The sequence below is a fragment of the Paragemmobacter ruber genome (genome assembly GCF_009908315.1).
Classification (GTDB): Bacteria; Pseudomonadota; Alphaproteobacteria; order Rhodobacterales; family Rhodobacteraceae; genus Paragemmobacter; species Paragemmobacter ruber.
The window spans coordinates 1,479,033-1,493,793 of the sequence record NZ_JAAATW010000001.1; the positions used below are offsets into that span (position 1 = coordinate 1,479,033).

13 protein-coding genes and 1 pseudogene are annotated in these 14,761 nt (G+C 65.9%); 9 read left to right on the top strand and 5 right to left on the bottom strand.

What is annotated here, in order from left to right; all coding sequences use genetic code 11:
- The first annotated feature begins 14 nt into the window (after positions 1 to 14).
- Positions 15 to 551: a nucleotide exchange factor GrpE gene (locus GU920_RS07220; RefSeq protein WP_161766243.1), complete on the top strand. Its 537-nt coding sequence runs from the start codon at positions 15 to 17 to the stop codon at positions 549 to 551.
- 107 nt (positions 552 to 658) lie between these two features.
- Here the strand turns inward: GU920_RS07220 and mutS are convergent, their stop codons facing one another.
- Positions 659 to 3,304, bottom strand: a complete 2,646-nt coding sequence (gene mutS / locus GU920_RS07225) for a DNA mismatch repair protein MutS (protein ID WP_161766244.1) — start codon at positions 3,302 to 3,304, stop codon at positions 659 to 661.
- A 62-nt stretch (positions 3,305 to 3,366) separates the two neighbouring features.
- Complete coding sequence (gene msrA, locus GU920_RS07230; RefSeq protein WP_161766245.1) at positions 3,367 to 4,014, bottom strand: peptide-methionine (S)-S-oxide reductase MsrA; 648 nt, start codon at positions 4,012 to 4,014, stop codon at positions 3,367 to 3,369.
- Between the two features lie 142 nt (positions 4,015 to 4,156).
- On the opposite strand from msrA, the gene GU920_RS07235 reads away from it, so the two are divergent.
- From GU920_RS07235 to GU920_RS07245, 3 genes are all read left to right on the top strand, one after another.
- Positions 4,157 to 5,083, top strand: coding sequence for a D-amino acid aminotransferase (locus tag GU920_RS07235; RefSeq protein ID WP_161766246.1), 927 nt, complete (start codon positions 4,157 to 4,159; stop codon positions 5,081 to 5,083).
- 44 nt (positions 5,084 to 5,127) lie between these two features.
- Positions 5,128 to 5,844 carry a sulfotransferase-like domain-containing protein gene (locus GU920_RS07240; protein ID WP_161766247.1) on the top strand — a complete coding sequence of 239 codons (717 nt, stop codon included), beginning with the start codon at positions 5,128 to 5,130 and terminating at the stop codon, positions 5,842 to 5,844.
- Positions 5,845 to 5,913: 69 nt separating this feature from the next.
- Positions 5,914 to 7,107 (top strand): phytanoyl-CoA dioxygenase family protein, encoded by a 1,194-nt coding sequence (locus tag GU920_RS07245; protein ID WP_161766248.1) that lies wholly within the window; start codon positions 5,914 to 5,916, stop codon positions 7,105 to 7,107.
- A 52-nt stretch (positions 7,108 to 7,159) separates the two neighbouring features.
- On the opposite strand, the gene GU920_RS07250 is transcribed toward GU920_RS07245, so the two are convergent.
- On the bottom strand, positions 7,160 to 8,383 hold the full coding sequence (locus GU920_RS07250) for an argininosuccinate synthase (protein WP_161766249.1): 1,224 nt from the start codon (positions 8,381 to 8,383) through the stop codon (positions 7,160 to 7,162).
- A 195-nt stretch (positions 8,384 to 8,578) separates the two neighbouring features.
- Here GU920_RS07250 and ilvA point away from each other — a divergent pair, with 195 nt between their 5' ends.
- Positions 8,579 to 9,826, top strand: coding sequence for a threonine ammonia-lyase IlvA (ilvA, locus tag GU920_RS07255; RefSeq protein WP_161766250.1), 1,248 nt, complete (start codon positions 8,579 to 8,581; stop codon positions 9,824 to 9,826).
- Here ilvA and GU920_RS07260 read toward each other — a convergent pair.
- A complete protein-coding gene (locus tag GU920_RS07260) occupies positions 9,823 to 10,137 on the bottom strand; it encodes an Hpt domain-containing protein (RefSeq protein ID WP_161766251.1) in 315 nt (104 codons plus the stop codon). The two genes, ilvA and GU920_RS07260, sit on opposite strands and share 4 nt — an antisense overlap.
- A 181-nt stretch (positions 10,138 to 10,318) precedes the next feature.
- Between GU920_RS07260 and GU920_RS07265 the strand changes: the two are divergent.
- Positions 10,319 to 11,485, top strand: a pseudogene (locus GU920_RS07265) (PP2C family protein-serine/threonine phosphatase); the annotation flags it as partial.
- Positions 11,486 to 11,505: 20 nt separating this feature from the next.
- Here GU920_RS07265 and GU920_RS07270 read toward each other — a convergent pair.
- Positions 11,506 to 11,952 carry an NUDIX hydrolase gene (locus tag GU920_RS07270; RefSeq protein ID WP_161766252.1) on the bottom strand — a complete coding sequence of 149 codons (447 nt, stop codon included), beginning with the start codon at positions 11,950 to 11,952 and terminating at the stop codon, positions 11,506 to 11,508.
- Between the two features lie 81 nt (positions 11,953 to 12,033).
- Between GU920_RS07270 and hslO the strand changes: the two genes are divergently transcribed.
- Genes hslO through GU920_RS07285 form a run of 3 tightly spaced genes read left to right on the top strand, consistent with a single transcriptional unit; the run spans position 12,034 to position 14,754 of the window.
- The gene (gene hslO / locus GU920_RS07275; RefSeq protein ID WP_161766253.1) at positions 12,034 to 13,029 is read left to right on the top strand and encodes an Hsp33 family molecular chaperone HslO; all 996 of its coding nucleotides are present in this window, start codon (positions 12,034 to 12,036) and stop codon (positions 13,027 to 13,029) included.
- Positions 13,022 to 13,618 (top strand): CoA pyrophosphatase, encoded by a 597-nt coding sequence (locus GU920_RS07280; protein ID WP_161766254.1) that lies wholly within the window; start codon positions 13,022 to 13,024, stop codon positions 13,616 to 13,618. Before hslO ends, GU920_RS07280 begins: the two co-directional genes overlap by 8 nt.
- The gene (locus tag GU920_RS07285; protein ID WP_161766255.1) at positions 13,615 to 14,754 is read left to right on the top strand and encodes a CCA tRNA nucleotidyltransferase; all 1,140 of its coding nucleotides are present in this window, start codon (positions 13,615 to 13,617) and stop codon (positions 14,752 to 14,754) included. Before GU920_RS07280 ends, GU920_RS07285 begins: the two co-directional genes overlap by 4 nt.
- Positions 14,755 to 14,761: the final 7 nt, after the last annotated feature.

Sequence of the window (14,761 nt, forward strand, 5' to 3'; positions counted from 1 at the left end):
AAGGCAGTAGGAAAATGGCAGACGACAAATCGGTTCCGGAAGATTTCGCCATCGAGGAAGGTCTCGAAGATCTCGCCGCGCTGGACGAGGTCGAGGCGCTGCGTGCCGAACGGGATGAGCTGCGCGATCGTTTCATGCGCGCTTTGGCTGACGCCGAAAATGCCCGCAAGCGCGGCGAACGCGACCGGCGCGAGGCGGAACAGTATGGCAGCACCCGCCTTGCCCGCGATCTGCTCCCGGTGTTCGACAACCTCAACCGCGCGCTGAACGCCGCCACCGACGAACAGAAGGCCGCCGCCTCGGCCCTATTCGAAGGCGTGCAGCTCACCCTGCGCGAACTCACCAACGTGATGACGCGCCATGGCGTGAAACCGATCACGCCCAAAGTCGGCGACATGTTCGATCCGCAGAACCACGAAGCCATGTTCGAAGCGCCGGTTCCCGGCACCAAGGCCGGCCAGATCATTCAGGTCATGACCGAAGGTTTCATGCTGCACGATCGTCTGCTGCGCCCTGCGCAGGTGGGCGTTTCGTCCAACACGGGCGCCTGACTGCCACCGTCGACCGGGGGTTTCACACCCCGTCAGCCATCGGTTCTCGAACCGATGGCGCACTCGATGGCTGACCCCCGTGGGATATTTGACCAACGGAGAAGGGGCTAGGGCTTCAGCAAGTCCTTCAGTTCATAGACAAAGCGCAGCGCCTCCATCGGCGTCATCTCATCGGGATGCGCGTCCTTCAACCGCGCCTCCACCACGGATTCCTTCGCCACCACACGCGGGGCAGGGGGCGCGGCCGGGGCGACGGAAAACAACGGCAGATCGTCGATCAACGCCTTTGGCCGCGCGCCGCCCTGCCGTTCGCCGGATTCCAGCGCCTCCAGCACCACCTTGGCGCGGTCCACCACCGCCGCAGGCAGGCCCGCCAGCCGCGCCACCTGCACGCCATAGGACCGATCCGCCGCCCCTTTCCGCACCTCGTGCAGGAAGATGACCTCGCCTTCCCATTCCTTGACGCGGACGGTGGCGTTCTCCACCCCGTCCAGCTTCCCCGCCAGCGCCGTCATCTCATGGTAATGCGTGGCAAACAGCGCGCGGCAGCGGTTCACCCCATGCAGATGTTCCATCGTGGCCCAGGCGATGGACAGCCCGTCATAGGTTGCCGTCCCCCGCCCGATCTCATCCAAGATCACCAGCGCCCGGTCATCCGCCTGATTCAGGATCGCCGCCGTCTCCACCATCTCCACCATGAAGGTGGACCGCCCCCGCGCCAGATCATCCGCCGCGCCCACGCGGCTGAACAACTGGCTGACGATACCGATATGCGCCCGCGACGCCGGCACGAAACTCCCCGCCTGCGCCAACAGCGCGATCAGCGCATTCTGCCGCAGAAAGGTGGACTTACCCGCCATGTTCGGCCCGGTCAGCAGCCAGATCGCGGGCGTCTCCCCCTCGGTCAGCGCGCAATCATTGGCCACGAAGGGCCCCGCCCCCTGCCGCCGCAGCGCGCGCTCCACCACCGGATGCCGTCCCCCCTCGACCACGAAGGCGCGGCTTTCATCCACCACAGGCTCCGCCCAACCCTCCTCTGCCGCCAGATCGGCAAAGGCCGCCGCCAGATCCACCTCGGACAAGGCCCGCGCCGCCGCGCCCACCGGGCCGCTTGCCGCCAGCACCGCCGCGCGCAACGCCTCGAAATGCCGCTTCTCGATCTCCAGCGCGTGGTTCCCGGCATTCAGGATGCGCGTCTCCATCTCCGACAGTTCCACGGTGGTAAACCGCACCTGCCCCGCTGTCGTCTGCCGATGGATGAACGTCTCTGACAGGGGCGGCGACAGCATCCGCTCCGCATGGGTGGATGTCGTCTCGATGAAATAGCCCAGCACGTTGTTATGCTTGATCTTCAGGCTCTGGATGCCGGTTGCCGCGATGAAATCCGCCTGCATCGCGGCGATCACCCCGCGCCCCTCGTCCCGCAAGCGCCGCGCCTGATCCAGCTCCGCGTCATATCCCGGCGCGATGAAGCCCCCATCCCGCGCCAACAGCGGCGGTTCCGCCACCAGCGCCTGATCCAGCAGGTCCACCAGCGCCTCATGCCCCACCAGCGCCCGCGCTGCATCGGCCAGCAGCACCGGCGCCCCCTCCAGCCGCGCCGCCACCGCCACCGCCTGCGTCAGCCCAGCCCGGATCGCGGACAGGTCGCGCGGCCCGCCCCGATCCAGCGCCAGCCGTGACAGCGCGCGGTCCATATCCGGCACCCGCCGCAGCGCATCGCGCAATTCGGCGCGCAACAGGCTCTGTTCCAGCAGAAAACGCACCGATTCGAGCCGCGCATGGATTACTGACAGGTCGCGCGACGGCGACGATATCCGCCGTTCCAGCAGCCGCGCCCCCGGCGCTGTCACCGTCCGATCCACCGCTGCCAGCAGCGATCCATCCCGCCCGCCGCTCAGGGCCTGCGTCAGTTCCAGATTGCGCCGGGTCGCGGCGTCGATCTGCATCGCGCCCCCCGCCGCCTCCTTCACCGGCGGGCGCAGCAAGGGCAGCTTTCCCCGCTGCGTCAGATCCAGATAATCGACCAGCGCCCCCATCGCCGACAGTTCCGCCCGGTCAAACCGCCCGAACCCCTCAAGCGTCCCCACATCGAACAGCGCGCACAGCCGCTTTTCGGCAGAGACAGAATCGAATGATCCCCGCGCCAGCCGCGTCAGCGACGCGCCGGATTCCGTCACTATTCCGGCCCAATCCGCCTCTCGTGCCTCGGAAATCAGCACCTCGCGCGGGGCCAGCCGCGCCAGTTCCGGCCCCAGCCGCGCGGGCGCACAGGGCATCACCCGCAACTCGCCCGTAGAAATATCCGCCCAGGCCAGCGCCGCCTCGTCCCGCACCTCGCTGAACGCACAGAGGAAGTTATGCCGCCGCGCCTCCAGCAGCGCGTCCTCGGTCAGCGTGCCGGGCGTCACCAGCCGCACCACATCGCGCCGCACCACGGCCTTCGATCCGCGCTTCTTCGCCTCGGCCGGGTCCTCCAGCTGTTCCGCGATCGCCACGCGAAACCCCTTGCGGATCAGCGTCAGCAGATACCCTTCCGCCGAATGAACAGGCACCCCGCACATCGCGATGGGCTCACCCAGATGAAACCCCCGCTTCGTCAGCGCGATATCCAGCGCCTCTGCCGCCGCAACGGCATCGTCAAAGAACATCTCGTAGAAATCGCCCATCCGATAGAACAGCAGCGCGCCGGGGTTCTGCGCCTTGATCTCCAGATATTGCGCCATCATCGGCGTCACGCTGTCGTCGCTCATCGGTCCCCCACTTGCCGGGGAAACCCTACAAAAGCGCCAAGTCCCGCGAAAGGCCCCGCCCGCTATTTCGCAAAGGCCGCCTGATCGCCCCAGACCGCCCGCACCCGATCATCCCGGCCACAGGCATTGCGATAGAAGGTATAGGCGTTCCGCTTCTGCTTCGGCCCGGCCCGCGTCAGGATGATATCCCGGCTCTTGTAGTAATCCTGATGGTAGGCCTCGGCCTCGTAGAAAGGCCCTGCCGCCAGAACGGGCGTTACCACAGCCGCGCCCAGCGCCTGCGATGCCTCTGCCACTGCCGCCTCCGCACTGGCCCTTTCAGCCGCGTTAGAGACGAAAATTGCCGTCCGATAGCTATCGCCCCGGTCACAGAACTGCCCGCCCGCATCCAACGGATCGACAGACCGCAGGAACAGGCGCACCACCTGATCATAGCTGATGCGGGTCGTGTCGAAGGTGATCTCCACCGCCTCGTAATGCCCGGTTCCGCCCGCCGTCACCTGCTTGTAGGTCGGGTTCGCCACCGTGCCGCCGGTATAGCCTGACACCACCGACAAAACCCCCGGAACCCCCTCGAAATCCGCCTCCACGCACCAGAAGCAGCCCCCCGCCACGACGGCCTTGCCCGTGGCGGCATGGCTCGCCGCGCCGAGAACGGCCGAAAGGAACAGCGTCACGCCAACGGCAACGATGGTGAACAGGCGATGCATGGGTGGCCTCCTCGTTTTGGGCAACCTCACCCGCCGCGCGCTAGGCGGCAACTCACCCTGCCGTGACATCACGCTAAGGTGACGGCCCCCCTTCCCCTTCCGCCAGCCCCCCACTACCCTCGCCCCAACAGCAGAGGGCCCCATGACCAACCCCGTGACCAACCCCACGACCGACCACGTCTCCACCCACGCCGCGGAAGAGGATATCCGCAACGAAAGCATCCTCATCTACGTCAACGGCCGCATCGTCCCGAAGGCACAGGCGCTGATCTCGGTCTACGATTCGGGCTTCATGCTGGGCGATGGCGTCTGGGAAGGCATCCGCCTTTACGATGGCAAATGGGCCTTCATCACCGAACACATGGACAGGTTGTATGAGGCGGCAAAGGCCATCGACCTCGACATCGGCATGACACCGGATCAGATGATTTCCGCCGTGTCAGAGACGCAAAAGGCCAACGACATGCACTCTGATGCGCATTGCCGCCTGATGGTGACGCGCGGGGTAAAGACCCGCCCCTTTCAGAACCCGCGCCTGTCGCAGCAGGGGCCGACCGTCGCCATCATCATGGAGCACAGCCGCCCCAAACTCCCGCGCCCCATCACGCTGGCCACCGTGCCCCACCTGCGCGGCCTGCCCATGACGCAGGACCCCAAGCTGAACAGCCATTCCAAGCTGAACTGCATCCTCGCCTGCATCGCCGCCCAAAAGGCCGGCGCGGATGAGGCGCTGATGCTCGATGTCCATGGTTTCGTGAACACCACCAATGCCTGCAACTTCTTCATCGTCCGCAAGGGCGAGGTGTGGACCAGCACGGGCGACTACTGCATGAACGGCATCACCCGGCAAAAGGTCATCGACCTTTGCCGCGAAAACGGCATCCCCGTCTTTGAACGCAACTTCTCCCTCGTCGATACCTACGGCGCGGATGAGGCGTTTCTCACCGGCACCTTCGGCGCGCAAACGCCCGTCGGCATGATCGACGGGCGGCAGATCGGCACCGGCCAGATGGGGCCGATGACCGAACGGCTGCGCGGCCTTTACAAGGCGTTGATCGCCCGTTCGTAGCGTATGCACGCTTTGCTGCACCACTTTCTGCACAGGGAAATGCCATGAAGATCGCCATGTGGTCCGGCCCCCGGAACCTCTCCACCGCCATGATGTATGCCTTCGCGTCGCGCGGTGATTGCGCGGTGATTGATGAGCCGTTCTATGGCGCCTATCTCGCCCGTACCGGCATCCAGCACCCGATGCGTGATGCGGTGATTGCCGCACAGCCCGGTGATCCGGCACAGGTGGCGGCAGATCTTCTCGGCCCGATCCCCGATGGAAAACCGCTGCACTACCAGAAACACATGACGCTCCACATGATCCCCGGCTTCGACCGGGGCTTCATGCGCGACCTCACCAACGTCTTCCTGATCCGTCACCCCGCCCGCGTTGTGGCCAGCTACAGCCAGAAACGCGAAGCGCCGACCCTCGCCGATATCGGCTTTGTCCAGCAGGCCGAACTCTTCGACGAGGTGGCGCAATGGATGGGCCGCGCCCCCATCGTGATCGACAGCGCCGATATCCGCGCCAACCCGCGGGAATCGCTGGAAAAACTCTGCGCCGCGCTGGGTATCCCCTTCACCGAGAACATGCTGCACTGGCCCGCCGGCCCCAAACCCCATGATGGCGTCTGGGCCCCCCATTGGTACAACGCCGTCCACGCTTCCACCGGTTTTGGCGATCCCGAAGGCCCCCTTCCCACCCTTCCCGCCGACTACGCCCCCCTCGTGGAACAGGCTCTCCCGCATTATCAAAGGCTTGCGCGGTTCAAACTCTGACGCGCGCCCCGCTTGCCCCGGGCCGCGCGGCAAAGCACACTCCCCCCAACCAGCATCGGGGAGGATGCCATGCTCAACCATTCCACCGCCGCCGCCCGCACCGCGCGCGTCTACCTCAGGGCCGAGGATTGCAGGTTGGAAGACCTCGCAACCCTCTGCTCCCAAGCTGTATCCCTGGCGGATTACCCCTTCGCAGCGGATGTGCAGAAGAATGTCCTGATCTACGATTGCCCCGCCCTCCTGCCCGCGCTGTCAAGCCCCGATGACCGCCGCGCCCTGATGGCCGAATGGGCCGAAGCGATGCTGACAGGCCCCGGTGTTGTGGTGCTCAAGGGCGCCGAACCCGACCTCGCCATGATCGACGAGGCCAGCGCCATCTTCTGGCGACTGATTGCAGAGCAGAACCGTGCAGGCACCGGCGGCGGCGACCATTTCGCCAAGCCGGGCGCGAATGACCGGCTTTGGAATTCCTTGGAAAAACATTGCCTTGCGGACCCTGCCAACTTCGCCCGCTACTACGCCAACCCATTTCTGGCGGCGATATCCGAGGCATGGCTCGGCCCCCATTACCAGATCACCGCGCAACTCAACGTGGTCAACCCCGGCGGCGCGGCGCAGTCACCGCATCGCGACTATCACCTCGGCTTTCAATCTGCGGCGCAGATCGAAAGCTATCCCCGCCATGTCCAACTGCTGTCGCCCGTCCTCACGCTTCAGGGTGCCATCGCCCATGTCGATGCCACCATCGAAACCGGGCCGACCCAGCTCCTGCCCTTTTCACAGGCCTATGATGCGGGATATCTGGCGATGAACCGCCCCGACTTCCGCGCCTTCTTCGTTGAAAACCATGTGCAATTGCCGCTCTCCAAGGGCGACATGCTGTTCTTCTCGCCCGCCCTTCTGCATGCCGCAGGCACCAACCGCAGCGCCGATATCCGCCGCATGGTGAACCTGTTCCAGGTCTCCTCCGCCTATGGCCGCGCGATGGAAACGGTGGATCGCAACCGCATGACCAAGGCGCTCTATCCCACCCTCCGCGCCGCGAAACGGGATGGCAGCCTGACCCCCGGCCAGATCGCCCACGCTATCGCCGCCAGTGCCGAAGGCTACAGCTTCCCCACCAACCTGGACCGCGACCCGCCCCTCGGCGGCATGGCCCCCAAGACACAGGCCGCGCTGGTGGCCGAGGCACTGGCGGCGGACTGGAACCCGGAAGAACTGAACCACGCGCTGGATGAACAGGCCGCAAAAAAGCGCAGTTGAAACGAAAAGGGCGGGCAAATGCCCGCCCTATCCCAAAGCGTAAAGCGAGGGATCACTTCACCCGCGCATTCCGCGTGGCGATCAGCTTCAACCGCAGCGCGTTCAGACGGATGAAGCCTTCGGCATCCTTCTGGTCATAGGCGCCGGCGTCTTCCTCGAAGGTCACGTGCTTCTCGGAATACAGCGAATGATCCGACCACCGCGCCACCGTCCGGGCCGATCCCTTGTACAGCTTCACCCGTACCGTCCCGGTCACATGTTCCTGCGTCTTGTCGATCAACGCCTGCAGCGCCTCGCGCTCGGGGCTGAACCAGAAGCCGTTATAGATCAGCTCCGCATAGCGCGGCATGATCGAATCCTTCAGATGGCCCGATCCGCTGTCCAGCGTGATCTGCTCGATCCCGCGATGCGCCTCCAGCAGGATCGTCCCGCCGGGGGTTTCGTACAGGCCGCGCGACTTCATGCCCACGAACCGATTTTCCACCAGATCCAGCAGGCCAACGCCATGCCGCCCGCCCATCTCGTTCAGCCGGGTCAGGATCGTGGCCGGCGACAGCGCCTCGCCATTGATCGCCACGGCATCGCCGCGCTCAAAGGAAATCTCGACAAACTCTGCCTGATCCGGCGCCTTCTCCACCGGGACCACGCGCTGATACACGAACTCCGGCGCTTCCTCGGCGGGGTTCTCCAGCACCTTCCCCTCGGACGACGTATGCAGCAGGTTCGCATCGACCGAGAACGGCGCCTCGCCCCGCTTGTCCTTGGCGATCGGGATCTGGTTGGCTTCCGCGAATTCCAACAGCTTCGTCCGCGAAGTCAGATCCCACAGCCGCCACGGCGCGATCACCTTGATCGACGGGTCCAGCGCCGCCACGCCCAGTTCGAACCGCACCTGATCGTTGCCCTTGCCCGTCGCGCCATGCGCCACGGCATCGGCCCCGGTTTCCTGCGCGATCCGCACCAGTTCCTTGGAAATCAGCGGCCGCGCGATGGATGTGCCCAGCAGATACAGCCCCTCATACACCGCATTGGCCCGGAACATCGGGAAGACGAAATCGCGCACGAACTCCTCGCGCACATCCACGATGTGGATGTTCTCGGCCTTGATCCCCATCAGCAGCGCCTTCTGCCGCGCGGGTTCCAGTTCCTCGCCCTGTCCCAGATCGGCGGTAAAGGTCACTACCTCGCAGCCATATTCCGTCTGCAGCCATTTCAGGATGATCGACGTGTCCAGACCGCCCGAATAGGCAAGGACAACTTTCTTCGGCTTGAACATGGCGGCCCCATCTTACCCAAGGTTCATCGGCGCGCGGTGTAACGGGTAATCCCCTTGCGGGCAAGGGCGGCCCGGTCCATCAGGGGCGGGCTCCCTGCAGGCCCCGGCATCAGGATGGCACCTTGGCGAAAGCTCGCATAGGCTGCCGCACCACAGGGCCGAAACCAGGGGCCGGAACAAGAGGATTGCCATCGCATGTCGGATTTCACGTCCAGCGCCCGGTCCAACGCCGATGCCCTGCGCGCCCTCTTTCCAGAAACGCCCCTGCAGCGCAATGATCACCTGTCGCAGCGCTATGATGCCGACATCTGGCTGAAACGCGAAGACCTGACCCCCGTGCGCAGCTACAAGCTGCGCGGTGCCTTCACCGCCATGCGCAAGGTGCTCGACACCACGCCCGACCGGCGCCATTTCGTCTGCGCCAGCGCGGGCAACCATGCGCAGGGGGTGGCCTTTGCCTGCCGCCATTTCGGCGTGCAGGGCACCATCTTCATGCCTGTCACCACCCCGCAGCAAAAGATCGACAAGACCCGCACCTTTGGGGGCGATCATGTCCAGATCGTGCTGACCGGCGACTATTTCGATCAGACGCTGGCCGCCGCGCAGGCCTTCTGCGCCGAACAGCAGGCCCATTTCCTGTCGCCCTTCGATGATGCCGACGTGATCCTTGGTCAGGCCAGCGTGGGGGTGGAAATCCTCGATCAGCTGGGCCGCGCGCCCGATCTGGTGATCCTGCCCGTGGGGGGCGGCGGCCTGTCTTCCGGCGTGACCGCCTATCTGCGCGCCATGTCGCCCGATACCGACTACCGCTTTGTCGAACCGCTGGGCGGGGCAAGCCTGCTTGCCGCCCTGCGCGATGGCACGCCGGTCAAGCTGCCGCGCGTCAACAGCTTTGTCGACGGGGCCGCCGTGGCGCGGGTGGGCGACCGCACGTTTGCGCACCTCAACTGGGTGCCGGTGGAAAACGTGCTGCTTGCCCCCGAAGACCGCATCTGCGTGACCATGCTAGAGATGCTGAATGTCGAAGGCATCGTTCTGGAACCGGCGGGCGCGCTCTCTGTCGATGTGTTGCCCGAACTCGCCGATCAAATTCGGGGCAAGACCGTGGTCTGCGTCACCTCTGGCGGGAATTTCGATTTCGAACGCCTGCCCGAGGTGAAGGAACGCGCCCAGCGCTATTCGGGCGTGAAGAAATACTTCATCCTGCGGATGCCCCAACGCCCCGGCGCGCTGCGCGAATTCCTGGCGATGCTCGGCCCGGATGATGACATCGCCCGCTTCGAATACCTCAAGAAATCCGCGCGCAACTTCGGGTCCGTCCTGATCGGGATCGAAACCCGCAAGCCCGAGAATTTCCGCGATCTTTTCCGCAAACTGGACGATGCCGCCTTCACCTATCGCGACATCACCAATGATGAAATCCTCGCCGAATTCCTGATCTAGGCCACGGCCAGCGCATCGCGGCTGCGCAGCCACAACTGCTGCAGATCCCCCGGCGCGACGGCGGCCCCCGCTTCCGACCGACGGCACAGATCGGCCAGATCATCAAAACCCAGCGTTAGCGCGCTCCCTTTCAGAAAGTGCATATCCGCATCCGACAGCCTTCCCTCCTTCTGCGCAGACAGCCGTGCCACCACCTCTTCGCTTTCGCGCAGGAACAACTGCAGCAACTCTTCAAACCCGTCCTCGCCGATCTCGCCCCGCAGCGCGGCGAGGCGCTCCTTGTTCACCAGCATCACATCACCCACTTCCACAACGCCCCCGCCCTGTCAGATCGCGAAAAACGGTCAAGCAAAGGTGAATCCGCCCGGGTTCAGTAGCTAGAATTTTCCGCATTACCGGGATCTTAAGCGTTCTGCGCCACGGTGGGCGGAATGTGTCTGGGATGGGGTTTCCGTGCAGCGACCGATCACACAGCCGCCATCGGCCCGGCGCGTGCTCGTCACCGATGACAGTGCCGCGCAACGCCAGATGCTGGCGATGCAGCTTTCCCGCTGGGGCTATGATGTGGCACAGGCCGCCTCCGGGCCGCAGGCGCTCGCCCTCGCGCGGGATGCGCGCTTTGACATCGTCCTCAGCGATTGGGTGATGCCCGGCATGTCGGGGCCCGACCTCTGCCGCGCCTTCCGGGCGCTTCCGCAGGATTCCTACAGCTATTTCATCCTCATCTCGGCCAAATCCGGCACGGCGGCGGTGGCCGATGGTCTTGCAAGCGGGGCGGATGATTTCCTGACCAAACCCATCGACCCGGCCGAATTGCAGGCCCGCCTTCATGCGGGGGAACGCATCCTGCGGATGGAGTCGGAACTGCGCCACCGCAACCGCGATCTGCAACGCCTCTATGATGCCCTGCAACGCGATCTGGCCGAAGCGCGGCGCCTGCAACTGTCGCTGATCCCCGATCCCGTGATCCCGCTGGACGGGGGCGAGGCGGTGTTCCTCATGCAGCCATCCGGCCATGTGGGCGGCGATCTGGTGGGCTGGTTCCCGCTGGAGGACGGGCGCATCGCCCTCTTCTCGATCGACGTGGCGGGGCATGGCGTCGCTTCCGCGCTGATGGCGGCGCGGCTGGCGGGCCTGCTGTCCGCCGGATCGCGCGAGCAGAACATCGCGTTCCAGGCCGGTCGCCCCCTGCCGCCCGATGCCGTGGTGGGCCGCCTCAATCGCCTGCTCTGCGCCGATCCGCCCGGCGATCTGTACCTGACGATGATCTATGCCGACATTGATCTGCGCGGTGGCGTGGCCCGTCTGGTGCAGGCGGGCCATCCCCACCCGCTGCTCCTGTCGCCCCGACGACCGCCCCTGCGCATCGGGGATGGCGGCTTTCCCGTGGGGCTGTTCCCGCAGGCCAGTTACGCCCCTGTCACCCTGCATCTGCAACCCGGTGACCGTCTGGTGATCCCGTCAGACGGGGTGACGGAATGTCCGGTCCCGGGCGGCGCCCCGGGTGATCCGGCCCCGGCCGATCTGGGGGAAGCGGGGCTCGCCGCGATCATGGACGCGGCGCGCGATCTGCGGGGCCGGCCCCTGCATGACGCCCTGCTCGCCGGCCTTGCCGCCCATGCCGGCACGCGGGATTTCCCCGATGACGTCTCGGCCGTGATCCTTGATTTCAAGGGCGCTCAGCGCGCGCCGGTCAAGGCGCGGGCCAGCATGGCGCGGTCGCCGGGGTTGCCCAGCACCTCCAGCGCCGCCGCCACCGACATCCAAACCGCCTCATGCCCCGGTTCGGAGGGCGGGCCAAGCCGCCGCACTGGCCGCGCCAGATAGACGGTGCACAGCTTTTCCGCCCACAGGTCATATTCCGGCATGTAGGTGAACCGCCGGAACGCGCCCAGCCGCCGCTCCAGCGCGACGCGCCATCCCGTTTCCTCGAACACCTCGCGGTGCAGGGCCGCGATGGGATGCTCTCCCGGGTCGATCCCCCCGCCCGGAAGCTGATACTCCGGCACCGGTTCGGCCTGATGGGTGGCCAAGAGATGATCCCCGTCCAGCAGGATGGCATAGACCCCGGGCCTGCGCTTGTACCGTTGACCTTGCTGCAAAGGCTCCCCATATCGACGGATCATCAGTTCTGCCCCCTGCCGCGCACCGCATTGCCCAATGCATATTGCCGCGTTATTCGGGGCAGGCACAACCGGGAAACCCCCATGACCATCGGCTCTCAACTCGCCTGGGACGATACCGTCCTGCCCTTTCAGCTTGATCGCTCCGACATCCGGGGTCGCGTGGCACGTCTCGATGGCGTGCTCGAACAGGTGCTCAAACAGCACGCCTACCCCCCGCAGATCGAGGCGCTGGTCGCCGAGGCCGCGCTGCTGACCGCGCTCATCGGCCAGACGATCAAACTGCGCTGGAAACTGTCGCTGCAGGTGCGCGGCAAAGGCCCGGCCCGCCTGATCGCGACCGATTACTACGGCCCCAGCGAAGACGGCCAGCCCGCCCGCATCCGCGCCTATGCCAGCTTTGACAAAGACAGGCTCGATCCCAACGCCGCCCCCTTCAGCCAGATCGGCGAAGGCTACCTCGCCGTGCTGATTGATCAGGGCGAAGGCAACCTTCCCTATTCCGGCATCACCCCCATCGCGGGCGGGTCGCTTTCGTCCTGCGCGGAAACCTATTTCGCGCAGTCCGAACAGTTGCCCACCCGCTTTGCCGTCACCTTCGGCAAAAGCCAGCAACCGGGTCAGCCGGAACTCTGGCGCGCAGGCGGCGTGATGCTGCAGCACATGCCCAAGGCTTCGCCCTTCGTCGCCAACGCGGGCGGCAGCGGCGAAGGCGGCCTGCTCACCCATGCCGATATCCTGTCGGGGGATGAGGGCGAAAACTGGAACCGCGTGAACCTCCTCCTCGATACGGTGGAAGAGATGGAACTGATCGGCCCTTCCGTGCAGCCGACCGAACTGCTCGTCCGTCTGTTCCACGAAGAAGAGCCGCGCGTCTTCGACGCCCAGCAGGTGCGTTTCGGCTGCTCCTGTTCCGAAGAAAAGGTGCGCAATTCGCTGTCGATCTATTCGGCCAAGGACATCGCCTACATGACCACGCCCGAAGGCAAGGTCACGGCGGATTGCCAGTTCTGCAGCGCGCATTATGAACTCGATCCCGCCACCGTCGGGTTCGAGGCGACAAAGTCGCCGGATGCGTGATGTCGAAGACAGGCTGCGCGCGGCCCTGAACCGCCCCGCGCGGCCTTCTTCCGATTTCGATCTGAACCCGGCCATCTCCCTGCCCCCCGGGCGCGTCCTGCGCCCGGCGGCGGTGCTGCTGGCGGTCTGGCTGCGCCCCGAAGGCGCGCGCCTGATCCTTACGAAACGGGCCTCGCATCTCAAACACCATCCCGGCCAGATCGCGCTTCCGGGCGGCAAGGTCGACCAGGGCGATGACGGCGTCATCGCCACCGCCCTGCGCGAAAGCGTGGAAGAGGTGGGTCTTCCCCCCGCGCTGGTCGATATCGCAGGCACGCTGCCCGCGCATGAAACCGTCACGGGCTTTTCCGTGACCCCCGTGCTCGGCTTCGTGCGCGCCCCCTTCACCCCCACGCCCGAGGCGGGCGAGGTGGAAGAGGTCTTCACCGTCCCGCTCGCCCATGTGCTGAACCCGGAAATCTACAGCATCGAACGCCGCCGCTGGCGCAATGAATGGCGGCGCTACTACGCCGTACCCTTTGGCCCCTATTACATCTGGGGCGCCACCGCGCGCATCCTGCGCGGTCTGGCCGATAGGGTGCAGCCATGAAACTGCACGGCGCATGGCTGGAAGACCCCGCCGCACAGGCCGCCTGCGCCGCGCTCATCGCGGGCGGCCATCAGGCGCTCTTCGTGGGTGGCTGCGTCCGCAACGCCCTGTTGAACATGCCCATCGGCGATATCGACATCGCGACGGATGCCACCCCCGACCGCGCCATGGCGCTGGCGGCGCTGGCGGGCATCAAGGCCCTGCCCACCGGCATCGAACACGGCACCGTCACCTTCATCATCCGCCGCCACCCGCATGAGGTGACGACCTTCCGCCGCGACGTGCAGACCGATGGCCGCCACGCCGTCGTGGCCTTCTCCCGCCGGATCGAGGAAGACGCCGCCCGCCGCGATTTCACGATGAACGCGCTCTACGCCCGCCCTGATGGCACGCTGGTTGATCCGCTGGGGGGTCTGCCCGATCTCCTGGCCCGCCGCCTGCGCTTTGTGGGCGATCCTGCCACCCGCATCCGCGAAGATTACCTGCGCATCCTGCGCTTTTTCCGCTTCCACGCCTGGTATGGCGATCCCGAGGCCGGGGTGGATGCCGAAGGGCTCGCCGCCTGTGCCGCGGGTGTTGATGGATTGTCGTCCCTGTCGCGCGAACGGGTGGGGGCCGAATTCCGCAAGCTGCTCGCCGCGCCCGATCCTGCCCCCGCGCTGGCCAGCATGGCCCATGCGGGCGCGCTGCACGCCCTGCTGCCGGGCACCGATCCCCGCTACCTTTCGCCCCTGATCCATCTGGAAGACGGCCTTCCCATCCGCTGGCTGCGCCGTCTGGCCGTGCTGGGCGGCGACAATCTGGCCGATCTCCTCCGCCTGTCGCGGGCCGAAGCGCGACAGCTTGCCCATCTGCGGGCCGCGGCGACCGGCACCGACAGCCCCGCCGTTCTGGCCCAGAAGTACGGCGCTGACGAGGCGACCGATGCGCTTCTGGTGCGCGCCGCCCTTAACGAAACACCCCTCCCGCCCGGCTGGCAGGCCGAGGTCGCCCGCGGCGCAGCCGCGCAATTTCCCGTGACCGCCGCCGACCTGCCCGCCCTCATCGGCCCTGCACTTGGCCAGGAACTCAAGCGTCTTGAACGTCTCTGGCGCGATTCCGATCTGCGGCTGACGAAGGCCGACCTGCTGCGCTGACGGTTTT

Coding starts and splice junctions, on each gene's coding strand:
- GU920_RS07220 (WP_161766243.1), top strand. CDS start 15: ATGGCAGACGACAAATCGGTTCCGGAAGATTTCGCCATCGAGGAAGGT.
- mutS (WP_161766244.1), bottom strand. CDS start 3,304: ATGAGCGACGACAGCGTGACGCCGATGATGGCGCAATATCTGGAGATC.
- msrA (WP_161766245.1), bottom strand. CDS start 4,014: ATGCATCGCCTGTTCACCATCGTTGCCGTTGGCGTGACGCTGTTCCTT.
- GU920_RS07235 (WP_161766246.1), top strand. CDS start 4,157: ATGACCAACCCCGTGACCAACCCCACGACCGACCACGTCTCCACCCAC.
- GU920_RS07240 (WP_161766247.1), top strand. CDS start 5,128: ATGAAGATCGCCATGTGGTCCGGCCCCCGGAACCTCTCCACCGCCATG.
- GU920_RS07245 (WP_161766248.1), top strand. CDS start 5,914: ATGCTCAACCATTCCACCGCCGCCGCCCGCACCGCGCGCGTCTACCTC.
- GU920_RS07250 (WP_161766249.1), bottom strand. CDS start 8,383: ATGTTCAAGCCGAAGAAAGTTGTCCTTGCCTATTCGGGCGGTCTGGAC.
- ilvA (WP_161766250.1), top strand. CDS start 8,579: ATGTCGGATTTCACGTCCAGCGCCCGGTCCAACGCCGATGCCCTGCGC.
- GU920_RS07270 (WP_161766252.1), bottom strand. CDS start 11,952: ATGATCCGTCGATATGGGGAGCCTTTGCAGCAAGGTCAACGGTACAAG.
- hslO (WP_161766253.1), top strand. CDS start 12,034: ATGACCATCGGCTCTCAACTCGCCTGGGACGATACCGTCCTGCCCTTT.
- GU920_RS07280 (WP_161766254.1), top strand. CDS start 13,022: ATGCGTGATGTCGAAGACAGGCTGCGCGCGGCCCTGAACCGCCCCGCG.
- GU920_RS07285 (WP_161766255.1), top strand. CDS start 13,615: ATGAAACTGCACGGCGCATGGCTGGAAGACCCCGCCGCACAGGCCGCC.